General features: G+C 51.3%; 12 protein-coding genes. 4 read left to right on the top strand and 8 right to left on the bottom strand.

The features are described 5' to 3' along the window. Positions 1-149: 149 nt before the first annotated feature. Positions 150-2,744, bottom strand: a complete 2,595-nt coding sequence (locus tag FOE74_RS14755) for a PAS domain S-box protein (RefSeq protein ID WP_192576621.1) — start codon at positions 2,742-2,744, stop codon at positions 150-152. 260 nt (positions 2,745-3,004) lie between these two features. Here FOE74_RS14755 and FOE74_RS14750 point away from each other — a divergent pair, with 260 nt between their 5' ends. Further along, positions 3,005-3,262: a hypothetical protein gene (locus FOE74_RS14750; protein ID WP_149099395.1), complete on the top strand. Its 258-nt coding sequence runs from the start codon at positions 3,005-3,007 to the stop codon at positions 3,260-3,262. Between the two features lie 40 nt (positions 3,263-3,302). Here the strand turns inward: FOE74_RS14750 and FOE74_RS14745 are convergent, their stop codons facing one another. Further along, a complete protein-coding gene (locus FOE74_RS14745; RefSeq protein WP_188686795.1) occupies positions 3,303-3,695 on the bottom strand; it encodes a response regulator in 393 nt (130 codons plus the stop codon). A gap of 172 nt (positions 3,696-3,867) precedes the next feature. Further along, positions 3,868-5,076 carry a Na+/H+ antiporter NhaA gene (gene nhaA, locus FOE74_RS14740; protein ID WP_149099393.1) on the bottom strand — a complete coding sequence of 403 codons (1,209 nt, stop codon included), beginning with the start codon at positions 5,074-5,076 and terminating at the stop codon, positions 3,868-3,870. Positions 5,077-5,248: 172 nt separating this feature from the next. Here nhaA and FOE74_RS14735 point away from each other — a divergent pair, with 172 nt between their 5' ends. Then, positions 5,249-5,596: a TM2 domain-containing protein gene (locus FOE74_RS14735; protein ID WP_149099392.1), complete on the top strand. Its 348-nt coding sequence runs from the start codon at positions 5,249-5,251 to the stop codon at positions 5,594-5,596. 64 nt (positions 5,597-5,660) lie between these two features. Here the strand turns inward: FOE74_RS14735 and treF are convergent, their stop codons facing one another. From treF to FOE74_RS14720, 3 genes are all read right to left on the bottom strand, one after another. Further along, positions 5,661-7,265, bottom strand: coding sequence for an alpha,alpha-trehalase TreF (gene treF, locus FOE74_RS14730; RefSeq protein ID WP_149099391.1), 1,605 nt, complete (start codon positions 7,263-7,265; stop codon positions 5,661-5,663). Positions 7,266-7,450: 185 nt separating this feature from the next. Further along, positions 7,451-8,137, bottom strand: coding sequence for a potassium channel family protein (locus FOE74_RS14725; RefSeq protein ID WP_149099390.1), 687 nt, complete (start codon positions 8,135-8,137; stop codon positions 7,451-7,453). Between the two features lie 12 nt (positions 8,138-8,149). Next, positions 8,150-9,973: a TrkH family potassium uptake protein gene (locus tag FOE74_RS14720; RefSeq protein WP_188686792.1), complete on the bottom strand. Its 1,824-nt coding sequence runs from the start codon at positions 9,971-9,973 to the stop codon at positions 8,150-8,152. Between the two features lie 136 nt (positions 9,974-10,109). On the opposite strand from FOE74_RS14720, the gene FOE74_RS14715 reads away from it, so the two are divergent. Next, the gene (locus FOE74_RS14715; protein ID WP_149099388.1) at positions 10,110-10,406 is read left to right on the top strand and encodes a sll1863 family stress response protein; all 297 of its coding nucleotides are present in this window, start codon (positions 10,110-10,112) and stop codon (positions 10,404-10,406) included. 431 nt (positions 10,407-10,837) lie between these two features. Here the strand turns inward: FOE74_RS14715 and FOE74_RS14710 are convergent, their stop codons facing one another. After that, on the bottom strand, positions 10,838-11,248 hold the full coding sequence (locus FOE74_RS14710; protein ID WP_149099387.1) for a response regulator: 411 nt from the start codon (positions 11,246-11,248) through the stop codon (positions 10,838-10,840). Positions 11,249-12,223: 975 nt separating this feature from the next. On the opposite strand from FOE74_RS14710, the gene FOE74_RS14705 reads away from it, so the two are divergent. Then, positions 12,224-15,040, top strand: a complete 2,817-nt coding sequence (locus tag FOE74_RS14705) for a S8/S53 family peptidase (protein ID WP_149099386.1) — start codon at positions 12,224-12,226, stop codon at positions 15,038-15,040. A 110-nt stretch (positions 15,041-15,150) separates the two neighbouring features. Here FOE74_RS14705 and FOE74_RS14700 read toward each other — a convergent pair whose 3' ends face one another. After that, on the bottom strand, positions 15,151-17,427 hold the full coding sequence (locus FOE74_RS14700; RefSeq protein ID WP_149099385.1) for an aconitate hydratase: 2,277 nt from the start codon (positions 17,425-17,427) through the stop codon (positions 15,151-15,153). Positions 17,428-17,505 lie beyond the last annotated feature (78 nt).

Genomic DNA, 17,505 nt, shown 5'->3' with positions numbered 1-17,505 from the left:
GGTTTTACGCGCACCTTCTTTTGTACTATGCTTATCTGATATTTGTTATAAAATAAATAAGAAATTATGCCTGGAAACCATAAAAAATGTACCTGTTAGCACATTCTTTAGGCAATTCTGCAATACGAGAGGCTCCTTGCGGTCTGACTTTAGGCCGACGGATGGCTGGAGATCTCCCCAGGGAGCTGTATGGTTACCTGGGTGCCTTCATTCAGCTTGCTGGTCATTTTAATGGTGCCGCCCATGCTTTCCACGTGGGTTTTCACCAGGAACAGACCCATGCCCCGGCCCTTTTTGTTCAAGTGGAAGCGCTTATACAGTTTGAACACGTTATCACCGGCTTTGGCCATGTCAAAGCCAGACCCGTTATCAGAGAAATGGATCACCACCCCGCCTTCGGGCTGGAGGTGGCACTGGATCATGACCTGCAGGGCCCTGCCTTCTGCCCGGTACTTGATGGCGTTGGAAAGCAGGTTATAGAAGATGCTGTACAGGTAGGCCCGGTTGGTATTGAGCCTGATGGAGGTGTCCATCTCCACCTTCAACTCCCCTTTGTGGTGCATCAGGGATTCCAGGAAATACTGACGCACCTGTTCACAGACCTCGGCCACGGCTACCATTTCCCTCTCCAGTACGTCTTGTTTGTCTCTCAGGGAAAGAATCAGGCTAAGGTCCCGCAGGACCGTGTCCATCTTGAAGACACTGGTTTTAAGGTAAGCCAATGACTGATCATAGGTGTCAGAGTTTTTGTCCTGTTTTGAAAGAAACTCGGCCAAACCCATGGCATTGGCTACCGGCGCCCGCAGATTATGCGACACAATATAGGTGAACTGCTGAAAATCACGGTTCTGCCGGTACAGGTCACGGGTCATTTCCAGCTGCTTTTCTTCTGCCTCTTTCCGGAAGGTGATGTCCTTCTGGATGACGATGTGCCGGGTAATGGCCTGCTCCTCATTGAGGATTGGCGTGAAATCCATAGCAAACCACACCTTCTCGCCCGTTTTGCGGTAATTGAGGGTACTGATGTGGAAAGGCTTACCCAGCTGCAGTTTGTCAATGATTTGCTGCCCTACGTCTAGATCAGAATCTGGCCCCAAAACAAAGGTACCGGGTATCTTGCTTTTCACTTCCTCCAACCTGAAACCGGTATTGCGGGTGAACGCTTCATTGACCCATTCAATACGGCCCGCGGCATCAGTGATGATCACGCCGTTGGAGATCTTGCTGGCTACCAGAGACAGTTTCTCTAACTCTTTCTTGGCCTGTATTCTCTCCGTGATATCTGAAAAGTAAACCGAAAGCCCTTCTTCTGAAGGATAGGCCTTGACCTCAAACCACAGGTTGTAACGCTCCAGATAGGTTTCAAAATGCACCGCCTGGCCCGTTTCCACGGCTTGGTGGAAATAGCGGAAGAAGGCACTGGTCTTGAGAATAGGGAGCAGTTCCCAGATACTTTCGCCTAAACACTCCTGCCTGTCCAGCTGAAGGATCCGTTCCGTTTCCTTGTTGATCAGCTGGAAGCACCAGGCGTGGTCCAGCATGAAGAAGGCATCTGTGATGCTCTCAAAAACCGCCAGCAGGGCTTCGGCCTGTTTCCTGATGATGACGCGGGTCTGGTTCTTCTCTGTGATGTCTTTGGCAATGGTATGCACCCCTTTCACCCCGTCTTTCCCCAGCACCGGCATCTTGGTTACCCTCAGATCAGTGGGTGGTTTGTCTGGCTGGTTTACCTGCAAGTCAAAGGTGACAATCTCTCCTTGAAAAGCTTTTTCCAGGTAATGGAGGCAAGGAGCAAGCGCGTCTTGGGGTATGATCTCGCGAAGGTTTCGGGTGATGATTTCCTCTTTGGGCAGGCCACAGGAAGCGATGAATTGAGCATTCGCGTCCAGGATGTTTCCGGCCCGATCTTCATAAATCATCATGTCTGGGTTGCTGTCAAACAAAGACCTGAACCGCTGCTCACTCTCCTCTAACTGAAGTACCGCCTGCTTTCTCTCCGTGATATCACGGCAGGTGATCACAAAGGCCCTGATCATGGGGTTCTGCAGATGGTTACTGATCACTGCCTCCACCCACCGCCACGCTCCGTTTCCGGCTTTGAACCGCACGTCTGGCACCTGCACCACCTCAGAATCCTTTACCTCTTCCCAAGCAGCCGTTGCCAGGGCTACATCTTCCGGGTGGAGCCAATCCAACAAGCGGGACCCTAGTAACTGGTAAGTTTGATATTTGAACCGTAGGGGCCCAGGTTCTTCCAGGTAGGTGAATTCTGCGGCTTCATTTAATAGTCCCATCAGGCAGGGCCCGTGGTCTACCAGTGCTTTATGCCTTCCTTCCTTTATCTGCAATTGTTGCTGCGCCCGGAGCAGGTCTTGGGCTACCCGGCCATGGCAGTACATGAGCTGATCCTGTTCAGACCATACCACTGACCAGAAAATAGGCACCTCAAATCCTTCTTTGTGCAGGTACCGGTTCAGGTAATGCTGGAGCCGTTTGCCCTGGAGGGTGTTCTGGAAAGCAGCCAAGGTGGAGGCTTGGTCGGCGGGGGAAATTACTTCCAAAAAGTTTTTCCGGTCCAGTTCTTCCGGAGCATAGCCCAGCACTTCCTGCCAGGCCTGTCCCAAATAAGCAAAGTAGCCATTCTGATCCAGGGCACAGAGAACGTCTGAGGACCCCTCCATGACCTTATCCAATATGATTCTATCCCATTGCCTCTCTGGTACCCCTGACGCGTTTGCTTCCACTGCTGAACTGGTTTACTGAATGATAGGCAAATTACAGCAATTGAAATCATTTTAAATAGGATTATGGCTACAACAAAAGAAGTAGTTCAAATTGTGCAACTTTATGCTTTATCTTTTACTAAAAGCCCGAAATTCTCCCATAACACATAGGAAATTGAATTTTTTACCAACTCATAGTTGTACTTCAAAACTCACTTTTTCTATACTTTACCAACATGTCACAGCTATTCCTCTACAATTGCTTCTTCTAAAGCCATAGCTTGAAGTCACTGTTTATTCCAGAGAGGAAAAGGCGCAGATGGTTTTATTTAAGATGCGGGTGGAAGGGGTTACAACCTAAAATTGAAGAAGCACCAGCAGAAAGGAAAGGCATATCGTTTTCACGGGACTTCCTAAAGAACGGTTTGGAAACGGTTCTTGGATTGAAGAAACGGGCAATAGGTAGAGATAGGAGTTCCTCCTCTCCTAATGGCAAGAGAACCAAAAAGGAAGAAAAGAGGGAGTATAATGTAGGATAAAGGAAATGGAAGAAATGAATCTTCTATGAAACAGCCATGGCTATAGTTCAGCTACCACTTTCCTGAAGTCTGACTCCTTCAAGGGTTTCAACAGGCTGGTGGTAATGCCTAAAGACCGCATCTGGTTGATGTCTGAGGCGTTGCCCGAGGTAGACAGCACCACAATCTTAGTAGAGGTTTCCTCCACCAGGGGTAACCTTTTATATTCCTCTATAAAGGAGAACCCATCTAAAACGGGCATATTGATATCCAGCAAAATCAAAGAGGGAAACGCCTCCGGGCTCTGCAGCCCTTGCAAATAAGACAACCCTTCCATGCCGTTCAAAGCCACAATCACCTCTTCCGCTATTCCTGTTTCTTCGATAACGGTTTGATTGAGGAAATTCGTGATTTCATCATCCTCTATCAGAAGGATTGACTTTAATTTTTTCACTGGCACTTTGTTTCAGGTTGTGAGATTGAGGTAGTAAAGTAACACCAAAGGCATGGATAAATACACATCTTTCTGCCTTGTTTTTACTTAAAAAGTGAAAAAACAAGGCAGAAAGTGGAAGGTATAGCCAATAAAAGAAGAAAAAGAGGATTAAAAGGCCTATAAAAACCTTCTATAGCTTAGTTTCTATATTTTCTAATTCGTCCGGTATGTTTTTGCCCTTGTTATTTTTCAAAACCAAATACCCTGCCAAACCGCTCACCAAAGAGGCCACCAGAATAGCAAATTTAGCATTGGTCTGGAACAGTTCCTCCTGGAAGGAAAGCAACGCGATGAAGATGGACATGGTAAAGCCCACTCCGGCCAACAACCCGGCTCCCAGCATCTGCCCCCACGTCACATAGGAAGGCAAGGAACTGATCCGCAGCCGCACAGACAGCCATGAAAGCAACATGATCCCTATGGGTTTGCCCAGGAAAAGTCCCAGCAAAATTCCCAATCCCAGAGGGCTGGCTAATCCCGCCACCATGCTCTCCTCAAACCTGATGTTGGTGTTCACGAACGCGAAGATGGGCATGATCAGGAAATTGACAGGCTTCACAATAGCGTGCTCCAGGCGCTCCAGCGGAGACTCCTGGTCGGTTTCATTGGTGGGGATGGTAAGGGCCGTTAATACCCCCGCCAAGGTGGCATGCACCCCGGAATGATGGATGAAGTACCACATCACCGCGCCTGGCACCAGGTAAAAAAGCAGGTTAGTAATGCCCAATCGGTTGAAAGCCACTAACAGGGCCAGCAGGCCGCCCACGTACAGCAAATACTGCAGGTGCAGGTCAGTGGAATAGAAAACAGCGATCACCAAAATGGCTACCAGGTCATCTACGATGGCCAGGGCGGTTAAAAAGATCTTCAAACCAAGGGGCACCCGGTTCCCTAACAAAGAAAGCAGGCCAATGGCGAAGGCAATGTCAGTAGCCATGGGAATGCCCCAACCACTGGCGGTGGGCGTTCCCATGTTGAAAAGGGAATAGATGATGGCGGGCACGGCCACCCCACCCAAGGCCGCGAAGATGGGCAAGGCCGCCTGTTTGAAAGAAGACAGCTCTCCCTCTACCAGCTCGCGCTTGATCTCTAACCCCACCAATAAAAAGAAGATGGCCATGAGGCCGTCGTTCACCCACAGCAAGATGGGGTACCTAAGGCCAATGCTCTCTGAGGCATACCCTACCTCAGTTGCCAGAAAAGTCTCTAGACCTGGGCCCAGCGGGGAATTGGCCACCACTAGTGACAGGATCACACAAACAATCAGGATTAAGCCGCCAGCAGAGGCTGACTGGAGAAAGGACTTGAAAACAGTGAGGTTGATTAACTGACGGATCATAGGCAGAAGGGTTGATGAGAAGACAGATGGTGGCGCTGTTGATTAACAAACACTCACTCTTTAGCCAGAAATAGGGAAAAATCAGCGGCTTTTCTGGGCGAATTTTTACAAACATAGGCACAATCGCTTAAAAAAACGCGTATATTTAATTTCATCATTGTTTCATAAAGCCTTGGACTCCAACTCCTCTACCTTGCCCCTGTCCTTTCTGCAGCAGCTTCCGTACCTGGCGCAGGTAGAGTTGCCTACGCTTTCTACCGAGCTGCAGCACGCCTTTTTTGCCCAATACATGCAGCGCCGCAAGTCTATGGGATTTGCCTACCTGCTCTGGGTCCTCTTCGGTTTGCACTACGCCTACGTGAACAAATGGGCCGTGCAGTTCGTGTTCTGGATCACGGGTGGCGGCCTGGGGGTTTGGTGGATCATTGACCTGTTCCGAATGCCGGGCATAATCAGGAGGTATAATGACGCCTGGGCCCTGGAGTGCCTGGCCAACATCAAAATGGTGCATAGAAGCTAAGGCTCCCATCTGTTTTCTGCCCCTTTTTGAAAATTCGGCCCTAAAAAGGAAGGATTACCCTTTGCTATTTTTTTTCCGGCGGGTGCGTTTGCCTCAACAGTTTTAGCAGCACCCCGTTCGTCCAACCAAACCCATCCTGGTTGGGGTATTCCCCGCCTCCGCCCTGAGCGCCAGGTTTTTCCACGTTGTACTTCTCGGTGAGCTTTCCCGTAGCCTGGTAAACGTTCTCATTCTGTCTGACCCATTGGGCGGAAATGGCAGCCGCCAGCCTGTTCTGCCCGTAGGCACGCAAGCCTTGGATACTGAGCCATTGCAGCGGCGCCCAGCCGTTGGGCGCGTCCCATTGCTGTCCTGAATGGGTGAGCGTGGTCCTCAACCCGCCCTGCCGCAGGAAATCCTTTTCCAGGCGTTGCGCCACCGCTTTGGCCTGCGCTTTGGAGGCCATGCAGAAGAAAAGCGGGGTAACTGCCGCCAGCGTAGGAATGTCGGTGGTCTTCTTTTGCACCAGGTCATAGTCAAAGAAGAACCGTTCCTTCGGGTTCCAACAATAGAGAAGCAAGGCTTCTTTCCGCTGTTCTGCCTTCTGAGTGTAGAACAGCTCCTGCGCGCGGTTGCCGTTTAGTTGGGCCATGTGGGCAAGAGTTACTTCCAGGTGGTACAGCAAAGCGTTCAGGTCTACCGGCACCAACTGGGTGGTTCTGATGGTCAGCAGGGTTTTTCCGTCTTCAAACCAGCGGCTGCTGAAATCCCAGCCAGACTCGGCGGCGGCCCTTAGGCCACGGTAGACCTCCTGCGGATCCCTGCCCGAGGCATGGGCCACTTCCACGTCTTCTTTATAGGCTTCAGGGCGGGGCGAGGGGTCGTCATCCCAGTAGCGGTTCAGGACCGTGCCGTTGGGCATCCGTACCACCCGCCGGTGATGGGGCTGGTCCGCTGAAAGGGTTTCCTGCCCCTGCATCCAGAAAGCATACTCTTTTAAAAGCGCCGGCTCATAGGTTTTCAGCACCTCAGGTCCTTTCTCCTGGGCCAGGAGGCGCAGCATGAGCGCGTAGAACGGCGGCTGCGACCGGCTCACGTAGTAGCTCCGGTTCCCGTTGGGGATATGGCCCACCGTTTGGATGAGGTACGTGAAGTTATCCACCATGTCTTGGATCAAGGGGGTTTGACCGCTCTCCTGGAGGCCCAGCATGGTGAAATAACTGTCCCAGTAATAGATCTCCCTGAAGCGCCCGCCCGGTACCACGTAAGCCTTGGGCAAGGGAATAAGGGAACTTTGCTCCGCCAACGGCTGGCGGGTCAATACCGGCCATAACCGGTGAATGTGCTGGGTGACGGGCAAGCTGGCGTTGGAGGTGAAATTAGTGGCGGGCTCCTGCGGCAACTCAAAGTGCTTCAGCACAAAGGCTTTCAGGTTGAACCCAGGCTTGTCTTTTTCCTGCGTGTAGGCCTGCATGATCTGCTCTGGAGGAGCCTTGGGAATACAATCTGGGAAGGTCTTGGAATCTGGGAAAACAGGTGCCAACTGCACATCCTTGAAAAGTTGGCCCAGTTGCTCATGCGGCTTGAACTGGGCCTGTGACGAGAAGACCCCGCCCCCGAGGAAGATGAAAAGAACCAATAGAAAAGGGAAAGTAACAAGACGTGGAGAGAAGGAGAACGGGTGTTTCATGGGGAAAGGACTGGGTTCAACTTCCCCTTCTTTACGCAGAAACCTTTGTTTTAGGATACAAAACCCCGCACTAGTGGGCGCTAGCCTGGCTGGCAACCAACCGTTTCCCACCTAATTTTATAAAAATAGGCCGGGTTCAGGAGACCCGTTGAAATGCCCCAAGGCGGAGGCAAGGCCAAGACAACTTACCGCATGTGCAACAACCGGTCAATGTCCTGGATCTTGCCAAACACCACCAAGATGTCGCCGGCCTCAAATCTGGTTTCGGCCTTCACCACGCCCAGCACCGTGGGTTTCTGGTACGTTTTCCCGAAAAGGTTCTTAGACTCCTGGGAGCGCAGGATAGTGAGCACGTTCACCTGGTAGCGGGCCCTGAAATCAGACTCGGCAATGGTCTTGCCTACATAGCGATCCGGCACGGTGGCCTCAATGATGTTGTAATCCTCCGTGAGGTCAAAGGAGTCGATCACGCCCCGCATCTCCAGTTTTTTGGCCAGACGCTCAGCGCTTTCCTGCTCCGGCCTGATGATCTGGTCTACCCCTATCGCTTCCAGCACGGTCTGGTGCAAGGGAGAGATGGCCCGGCTCATAAGCCGTTTCACGCCTAATTGTTTGAAAATGGCAGTAGCCATGACAGAAGCCCCAAAGTCCTCGCCTATGCCCACCACCACCACGTCGGTCTCCGCGGTGGGCAGGGTGGAAAGGGCTTGCAGATCGCTGGCATCCAGGCAAATGGTGTGGGTCACGCTGTCTTTGTAGGTTTCCACCTTTTGCATGTTCTTGTCCACGGCAATCACCTCATGGCCCATCTCGGTCAATTTCATGGAAAGCGATGACCCAAAATACCCCAGTCCAATGACTATGTAACGCATATTCTACTGATGTTATGTGATAATGATGGTTTCTTTAGGGTAGCGGTACCGCAGGGTAGACACCTTGCGCAGCAGCCCTATGATCAAGGTAAGCGTGCCCACCCGTCCTAAGAACATGGTCAAGATAAGCACCACCTTGCTGGGGGTACTCAATAAATGGGTAATGCCCACCGTCAACCCTACGGTGCTGAAACCTGAGAAGCACTCAAAAGCCACCGCCGACAACTCCATCTGGGGGTCAAAAATAGTGATAAGGAACACCGCCACCCCTATCACCAACAAAGAAAGCAGGATAATGGCGAAGGCCTTGGACACCGACTCGTTATCGATCTCCCGTTTGAATACCTCCACCCGGTCTTTTCCCCGGGCCAGGTTCACGATGTTGAGGATGGCCACCGCGAACGTGGTGGTTTTGATACCCCCACCCACCGAGGCCGGCGAAGCCCCGATCCACATCAGCAGCAAGTAAAGCAAAATGGTGGGGGCCGCCAGCGCCGACATGTTCACGGTATTGAAGCCCGCCGTGCGGGGCGTGACTGACCCAAAGAAGGCACCCACCACTTTCCCGGTCAAGCTGTGTTCTGCCAAGGTGTTATTGTACTCCAACAGAAAGTAAAGCACCATGCCCACTACCAAGAGAATGGTGGAGGTGATGATCACCAGCAAGGTATTCACGTTCAGCAACCTTGGCGTGTGCTTGATGGGCGTGTTGGGCGTAAGCCGGTCCAGCCAGGCCAGGAACTTATAGCGCACAAATTTAAAGAGGTTGAAGACGATGGGGAATCCAAGTCCGCCAATGATGATGAGAACCGCAATAATGATTTGCAGGGGATAATTGAACCGCAGCATAGGGTCATATAGTCCCATGGAAAGGGTAGAGAAACCAGCGTTACAGAAAGCCGAGACCGCATGGAACAAGGCAAAGCTCAACTTGTCTGGTAACACCTCCGCCGGAATTCCCTGCAGGGAGGCATACACCAGCAAAGCCCCCACCAACTCAAGACCCAGCGTAAAACTGACAATCTTGAAGAGCGTGCCCGTAATCTGGCCCAGGTTGTCTTCATTAAGCCAGTCTTTGATGAAGAGCGAACTTTTAAGCGAAGACCCCTGGAAGAAGATCCCAAAAAAGCTGGCAAAGGTCATGATTCCCAAACCACCCACCTGAATGAGGATGAGGATGATCACCTTGCCGGTGGGGGTGAAAACGGTAGCCGTGTCTAGAGTCACCAGCCCGGTCACGCATACGGCGCTGGTAGCGGTAAAGAGGGCGTCTATGAAACTGATTCCTGCAAAGGTGGCTTGCGGCAACAGCAGCAGGAAAGTGCCCACCAATACCAGGAACACGAAGCTCAGCACGAACATCTGCGCCGGGTGCACCGTGCTGCGGTAGAAAAGCAGCGTCTTTTTTGACATTTCTATGAAAAACACATAGAAAATGATAAAATAGACCGGCTGCTCACTGTCAAAGAACCGCAGCAAGGTGCTGGCACTGGTAAACTGGTTATGCATCATAAACCTTGACACCAAGGTAAAGAGCATGAAGAGGAGCAAAAGGCTTTCAAAGATCAGAGATGGCCTTCGTACCCCATTGGCCAACAGCACCCCGGTTCTCAAGCCCAGGCCAGCCAGAACCACCAGGAAAAAGGTGTGATAAAAGTAATGCAGCAGGGCCGGCACGTAGGCCGGGTGCTCAAAACCTATGTCATACAGAAACACCACCAAACCCACAGAACTTAGGTAGAGCAGCAAGGTATCTACCACCCGCACCACCATTGGGGTTTGCCCCAGGGCAGCCTTAAGGGGGGAGATGGGGAATTTATTTTTCTTAACGTTCATTTGCCAAAAAAGCCGGGGATGAACCAACACACCTCCCATACCAGCCCCAATGTACGAGACAAATGAATACTTGGCAGAACATTTTTGCCGCCAGGAAGTACTTAAAAGGCAAACGCTCACCTTAACCTCGCCTACTATGGATACCTATAACCTGAAACCCGAACACATGAGAGCCCCTGAGCACTTGAATGAGAAGGAAATCCGGCAAAGCCTGGAAGAACTGGACGCTAAGATAAAGGTGCTGCAGGGCAGGGCCCACGCCACTACCGCAGACTCACACCATACGTACCATGAGCACATTGCAGCGCTGGAAGCCAAGCGCGCCCTGATCGCTCAGAAGCTGGACAATTCCTCCAGCGCCACAGATAGCACCTGGCAAGACATCAAACGCAGCCTGGAAGAACTTACTGACGGCATAAAGAAACTTTTCTAGCCCCCTCCTGCCCCACCGTTTAATTTTAGAAGAACGGAATACGGTATGATTTGAAAAGCCCGAGGGTTTAGAGGCTGATTTTGCGAAATCAGCCTCTAAACCCTCGGGCTTTTTACTACCTTACTTTGGGACTCCTATCTTCTACTTACAGGGGCAAAGCCTAAGTTCTAACCCGCTCGTCCATTAGCCTGGTTCTGATTCCCCCGCACCAGGTTACTTTTTACCTTCTCATTTTTACTTTTAGCTAGTTCCAGTGGATCTGGTTTCCTGCTTATTTTCCAGAAACAGCCGCAAAACCAACTTTACCTGAAAACGCAGCCAAGAACTCTTGAATATGCCTGTCAGCTACACCTCAGGATGAAGGCAGGAAAGGAAAGCGCACGTCATCAGAAACCAGCACCCAAGGCTTATGGAAGCAGCTATCTTTTCTCTTACAGCGTGGAATACTGCTCCGAGATAATATGGAGAATATCTGAGGTGAGGGGTTTTGAGAAGAAGTCATTTACCTCAGACAGGTTTTTGGCATGGGTGATGTCGTTCTTGTCTACGGCCGAGGAGAGCACGAACAGCAAGCATTTCTGGGTGAGTTCCAAAGGCAGTTTGCGGTACTCTTCAATAAATTCCCAGCCATCCATGCCCGGCATGTTAATGTCCAGGAAAATGATCTCCGGAAATTCCTCCGGATTCTCTTTCACCAGGGTGCCCAAGGCCTCCAACGCTTCTTCTGCCCATAAGTAGCTGCACACGTTCGTCGCGAACTGCTGACTCCTGATCACACTTTCGCAAAGGAAATTGTGGATCTCATCATCGTCAATTAAGAAGACTTTCTGGTATTTCGCCATTTTTGGTGGTACTTGAAAAAAACACTTTGAACATAGACCTCACGCCAACCCCTATTCCTAAACTCTCCGCTCTTTGCTTCAACCTGGGATTGACCATGTGCCACCCTCCCTCGCTGCCCCTATATGAGGGAGAAAACGATGAGAGGGCTCAAAAATTTCACTGCCCCGCTTTATTGTCTATGCCTACCTCATAGCTATGTATTTGGAGGAGTCAAAAGCCGTTTGAAAATACAGGAATAAAATGGAATTCCAAATCATGCTTTTGCCCCAGAATTTAATGCTTTGTAAGCCTGAGATAAAAAATAAAACAGCTGTTACTCCTACCTTCAGTTCCTCCTTATTCCTTCTGCCACCTGCCTGGCCTATTCCTTTCTCCCGTAGTTTGATTATTCCTGCGAGTTGGTTCTCAAGAAAGCTAAAACCCATTTAAAGTACAAGCCTCATCCTCTATTTTACCACCTTCAGGTTTTCTACCTCTTACAAGCCCCAGGTTTTTCCTGGGAAGCCGTATCTCCCTTCCTTCTCCATAAATTTTCAAGTTGGATTTGATAGGACTTTCGGGCTTATGGTGCTTGACCGGTCTCCTCCTTCTTAAATTATATACGAGCCAAGGACGAAAGAAATTTATCCTCTACTTTGGATACAACCCAGAAAGAACTTTCTCTTCTCCGCGGAAAATGAGCATCAACGCTCTTCTCTTGGTTCCTTGGTAGGGAGAAAACCTCTTTTATTCTGGCATAAGAGGCGGCAATTAGCAAGAGATAATCCCAAAGGGCAAATAAATTAATATAAATAAAACGGTATATTTGAAATATACCATGTGAATATATTTAATATCTTACTTCTCCCCTATCCTTTCCTGGCTCAAAAACGTAATACCCATAAAATACAAATCTTCTTGCTTAACCTTTGCCACTAACAAGAGCAGTCCCATTAAACGAATTGGCTATTTGATACTACCTCTACCCTGATTCAATGACCTACCGTTACCACCTCCTTTGCCTGGCTATCTTTGCCATCATGGGTCTTGCCCGGCCAATTGCCCAGGCTCAAAACCTGCCAAAGACAGAGCCGTTCACCCTGGTATACAAACTGAAGGCCTCTGCCGCTTCCGCCACTGCCAAAAGCGCTGGTTCTTCCGCCGTGCAGGAGGTAGTGCAACGAATAGCCACCACCAAGCCTGAACAGAAGTTCCCCCAGGCTACTCCCCTCGCACAGGCTAAATCCTCAAAAAAGGGTGCCGTAGACCTTTCCCTGATCTACCAGTTACGGTATGCCCCCACGCAGACCTTTGAACAGGTTAAAAAGCAGTTGCTGAGTACTGGCCAGGTAGAATACGTGGAGCCCCTCTATCTCCATGCCCCGTTGTTCGTTCCCTCTGACCCCCAGGCAGACTCCGTTTCCGGAGGCCAGAACTACCTGAAAAGAATTGGCGCCTACAAAGCCTGGGACATCACCAAAGGTGATACCACCGTGGTCATTGCCATCTTAGACACTGGGGTAAAGCTTACCCATGAAGACCTTAAAAACAACCTGAAGTATAACTACGCAGACCCCATAGATGGCATTGATAACGACAAAGACGGCTATGTAGACAATTTCAGGGGTTGGGACCTGGCCGACGGCGACAACGATCCTTCCGCCGATGCCAACGGACACGGCACCATGGTAACGGGAGTAGCCTCGGCGCAACCAAACAATGGGGTGGGGTTAGCCGGGGTAGGTTACAACTGCAAATTTTTGCCCATCAAAGTGTATGCGTCTAAGGCTACCGGCTCTTTCAAAGGCTATGAAGCCATAGTATACGCTGCCGACCGCGGGAGTAAAGTCATCAACCTTTCCTGGGGGGCGGCTAGTTTCCATTCTGCCTTTGAGCAGGATGTCATCAACTATGCGGCCATCAACAAAGACGTGGTAATTGTAGCCGCCGCGGGTAACACCAATGAGGAACTGGACTTTTATCCGGCTTCTTACCAGAACGTTCTCTCGGTGGCTGCCCTGGATAGAAATGATGTAAAGGGTAACAGCCACACCTACAGCCACCAAATTGACCTGGGTGCCCAGGGAATGGACGTATTGACCACGCATAATTCTGGGGATCAAGCTTATGCGCACGGTACTGGTTCCTCCTATGCTTCTCCTATGGTGGCCGGCGCGGCGGGCTTGCTGCGTAGTTATTTCCCCGCGCTCACGGCGCTGCAGGTCATAGAAAGGCTACGGGTAACGGCTGATGACATCTATTCTATTGCCGGCAATGCTGCTTTCCGTGAGAAATTGGGAAAAGGCAGGTTAAACGTATACCGCGCCCTCACAGAAGCTGCCCCTGTTTCAGTGAGATTGACCACCTGGAGTCTGACCGGCTCCGCGGCGCTGACCCCGGGGGCTGAGATCAGGCTAGCGGGAAACTTTGTGAATTACCTGAGCCCGGTTTCAGGGCTAACGGTGAGCATTTCCTCCTCCAGCCCTTATCTGCAGGTAATCCAGGAAAGAGTGGCAGTGGGCAGCGTGGCTACCATGGCGGCTACCGACATTTATGCCAACCCCTTCATATTAAAGATCGCCGAAAACACGCCCTCTAACACGGCAGTCACCGTTAGGCTCGCTTTCAATGCCGGGGGCTATTCTGATTACCAGTACATCAGGCTGGTGCTGAACCCAGATTTTGTGACGGCGAATGTCAACAACCTGGTGGCCTCTATCATGAGCAGTGGCAACATTGGCTACAACGGGCTTAAATTCACCCAGGGCAAAGGCGTTACCTACCGGGGCAGTGAGCCCTTGCTTCCGGAAGGCGGTTTGATGATCGGGTATTCCCCCACGCACGTCTCTGACAACATCAGGAATGAAAAAGGCAGCACAGACGGGGACTTCTACGCAGTGACCAACCTGCAACAGAAGTACAATGCGCCCTACGCCGATTTCTATGCCTCCAACCTCATGGAGGATTCCATCACCGCCACCAAGACCAAAGGCCTCCGGATCCAGCAGAACGTCTATGCCTGGACCAACGCCCCCAACCAGGATTTTGTAGTGCTTGAATATGTTCTCACGAACCGCACGAAAGAACCCATCACCGAAGCTTTTGCCGGCATGTTCGCTGATTGGGACATCAAGGCTGCCTCTAAGAACGTGGCCGAATGGAATGCGCCCCTACGCCTGGGCATGGTGCGGCACCTGACAGACAGCACCCTTTGGGCGGGCATCCAGATCCTGACGAACGGGGCCCCGGGGTTCTATGCGCTGGACAACTCCCCTTCGGCCGGAATAGTGCTTTCAGACGGGTTCTCCACCCAGGAGAAATTCCTGGCACTTTCAGGCGGCGTACAACGGGAACGGGCGGGGGTAGGCGAAGGTAAAGATGTTTATTTCGTGATCTCCTCCAAAATAGGCCCATTGGCTCCCGCCGAAACAGACACCGTGGCCTTTGCTCTGGTGGCCGGAAGGTCAAGAGAGGAAATTACCAAAAACGCTTCGGCGGCTCTTTTGAAATACCACCAGATAAACGCCGGCAAAACCGTGACCTCCGTTCCAAAGGAAATCACTTCCAAAACGGTGGCTTTGTACCCTAACCCTACCACCGGCAAAATCACCGTAGCGTTGCCCTCTGCCATGAGACAAACGTCCGTAACGGTTCAACTCCTGGACGGCAAAGGCCTTGTTTCACCACAGGGTACGTTTCATAAGAAAGAGAAGCTGGAATTTGACTTCTCCTCCCTTTCTGCCGGCATCTACTACCTGAGGTTGGCCTCAGACGCCGGAGTGGTCACGCAGAAATTCCTGATTGCCAAATAGCCTTCCGTTTCAGGATGTTTTTTAGAAAATAAGGGTAAAACCACTACATGCCATAAAACAGAAAAGGCGACCGTTGGGCCGCCTTTTCTGTTTTAGGAATCAACAAACGGTTAAGCTTGCTGTTGCTGCAAACGGATCAAGTTCAGGGCTGAACCGGCTTTAAACCACTCAATCTGACCTTGGTTGTAGGTATGGTTCGCCTCAAAAGTATAGGTAGTACCGTCTTTGTGCGTCAACCTTACCTGCAGAGGAACCCCTGGGGTGAAAGAAGTCAAGCCTAACACGTCAATCACATCCGCTTCTTCAATGCGGTTGTAGTCTTCTTTGTTGGCGAAGGTAAGCGCCAGCATGCCTTGTTTCTTCAGGTTGGTTTCATGGATACGGGCAAAAGATTTTACCAATACCACTTTCACGCCCAAATGACGAGGCTCCATGGCCGCATGCTCTCTTGAAGATCCTTCTCCGTAGTTCTCATCACCCACTACCACAGACCCTACGCCGGCTGCTTTGTAGGTACGGGCTACTCTAGGAACCTCATCATACCCTTCGCCTTGTACCAACAGGTTTTTCACGCTATTGGCTTCGCCGTTGAAAGCATTGATGGCCCCAATCAGCATGTTGTTGGAGATGTTGTCCAGGTGACCACGGTATTTCAACCAAGGACCCGCCATAGAGATGTGGTCAGTGGTACACTTACCCTGGGCCTTGATCAACAGACGCAGACCAATGAGGTCTTGTCCGCTCCAAGGCTGGAAGGGCTCCAATAGTTGCAGACGGTCTGAGGTAGGGTCTACTACCACGCTTACCTGGCTTGGATCTGCCGCCGGGGCTACATAGCCCGCATCTTCCACGTCAAAACCGTTTACCGGGAACTGGATACCGGTTGGTTCATCCAGCATCACCTGCTCGCCGTTCTTATTGGTGAGGGTATCTGTCAAGGGGTTGAAGGTCAAATCACCGGCAATGGCAAAAGCAGTCACAATCTCAGGCGAGGCCACAAATGCGTGCGTGTTCGGGTTCCCGTCGTTCCGCTTCGCGAAGTTCCGGTTGAACGAGGTGATGATGGAGTTCTTGCGTTTCGGGTCATCTGTGTGACGTGCCCACTGGCCAATGCAAGGACCGCAAGCGTTGGCCAATACCACGCCGCCAATCTCAGCGAAGTTCTCCAGGATACCATCACGCTCTGCCGTGTACCGTACCACCTCAGAACCTGGGGTAATGGTATATTCGGCGTTTACGGTCAAGCCTTTCTCAACGGCCTGTCTGGCCAGAGAAGCGGCGCGGGTCAGGTCTTCATAAGAAGAGTTGGTGCAAGACCCGATCAAACCTACTTCCAGTTTGGTGGGCCAGTTGTGCTCCCGCACGGCAGCGGCAAACTGAGAGATAGGCCAGGCGGCATCTGGGGTGAACGGACCGTTCACATGCGGCTCCAACTCGCTCAGGTTGATCTCAATCAGTTGGTCATAGAACGCCTCTGGGTTCGCGTACACCTCCTCATCGGCGCGCAGGTGCTCAGCCACCTGGCTTGCCAGTTCAGCGATCTCACCGCGCTCGGTTTGTCTCAGGTACTCCGCCATGGACTCATCATAGGCAAACACCGAAGTGGTAGCGCCAATCTCAGCACCCATGTTACAGATAGTGGATTTACCGGAGCAGGAGATGTTTGCGGCACCTTCGCCAAAATATTCCACAATGGCCCCTGTTCCGCCTTTCACGGTCAGGATACCCGCCACTTTCAGGATAATGTCTTTTGGCGCAGCCCAACCGCTCAGTTTACCGGTCAGTTTCACGCCAATCACTTTCGGGAACTTCAGTTCCCATGCCATGCCGGCCATCACGTCTACGGCATCAGCACCGCCCACGCCAATCGCGATCATACCCAAACCACCCGCGTTCGGCGTGTGGGAGTCGGTCCCGATCATCATTCCGCCCGGGAAGGCGTAGTTCTCAAATACCACGGTGTGGATGATACCCGCACCCGGCTTCCAGAACCCGATACCATATTTATTAGAGACAGAGGCCAGGAAATCATAGACCTCTTTGTTTTCTGAATACGCTTCAGCTAAATCCTGGTCAGCACCCACGCGGGCCTGGATCAAGTGGTCACAGTGTACCGAGGATGGAACCGCTACCGTAGGACGGCCTGCTTGCATGAACTGGAGCAAAGCCATCTGAGCCGTGGCATCCTGCATGGCTACGCGGTCTGGCGCGAAATCTACGTAGGATTTACCCCGCTCATACGCCTCTGTTGCAGAGCCATTGTATAAGTGGGCGTAAAGAATTTTCTCAGTCTGAGTTAAAGGCCGGCCTACTGCCGTACGTGCCGCTGCAATCCGGTCGCCCAGTTGCGCATACACTGCCTTGATCATGTCTACATCAAATGCCATAGATCTGCTTTGTATTAATTTAAGTTCAATGCTAACGTCGCGCACAAATGTCGCAAACAGAACACTTTTACACAAACT

It is taken from the genome of Rufibacter glacialis (assembly GCF_008271745.1).
GTDB classification, from domain to species: Bacteria; Bacteroidota; Bacteroidia; order Cytophagales; family Hymenobacteraceae; genus Nibribacter; species Nibribacter glacialis.
This window is presented reverse-complemented; position numbering and strand designations above follow the sequence as displayed.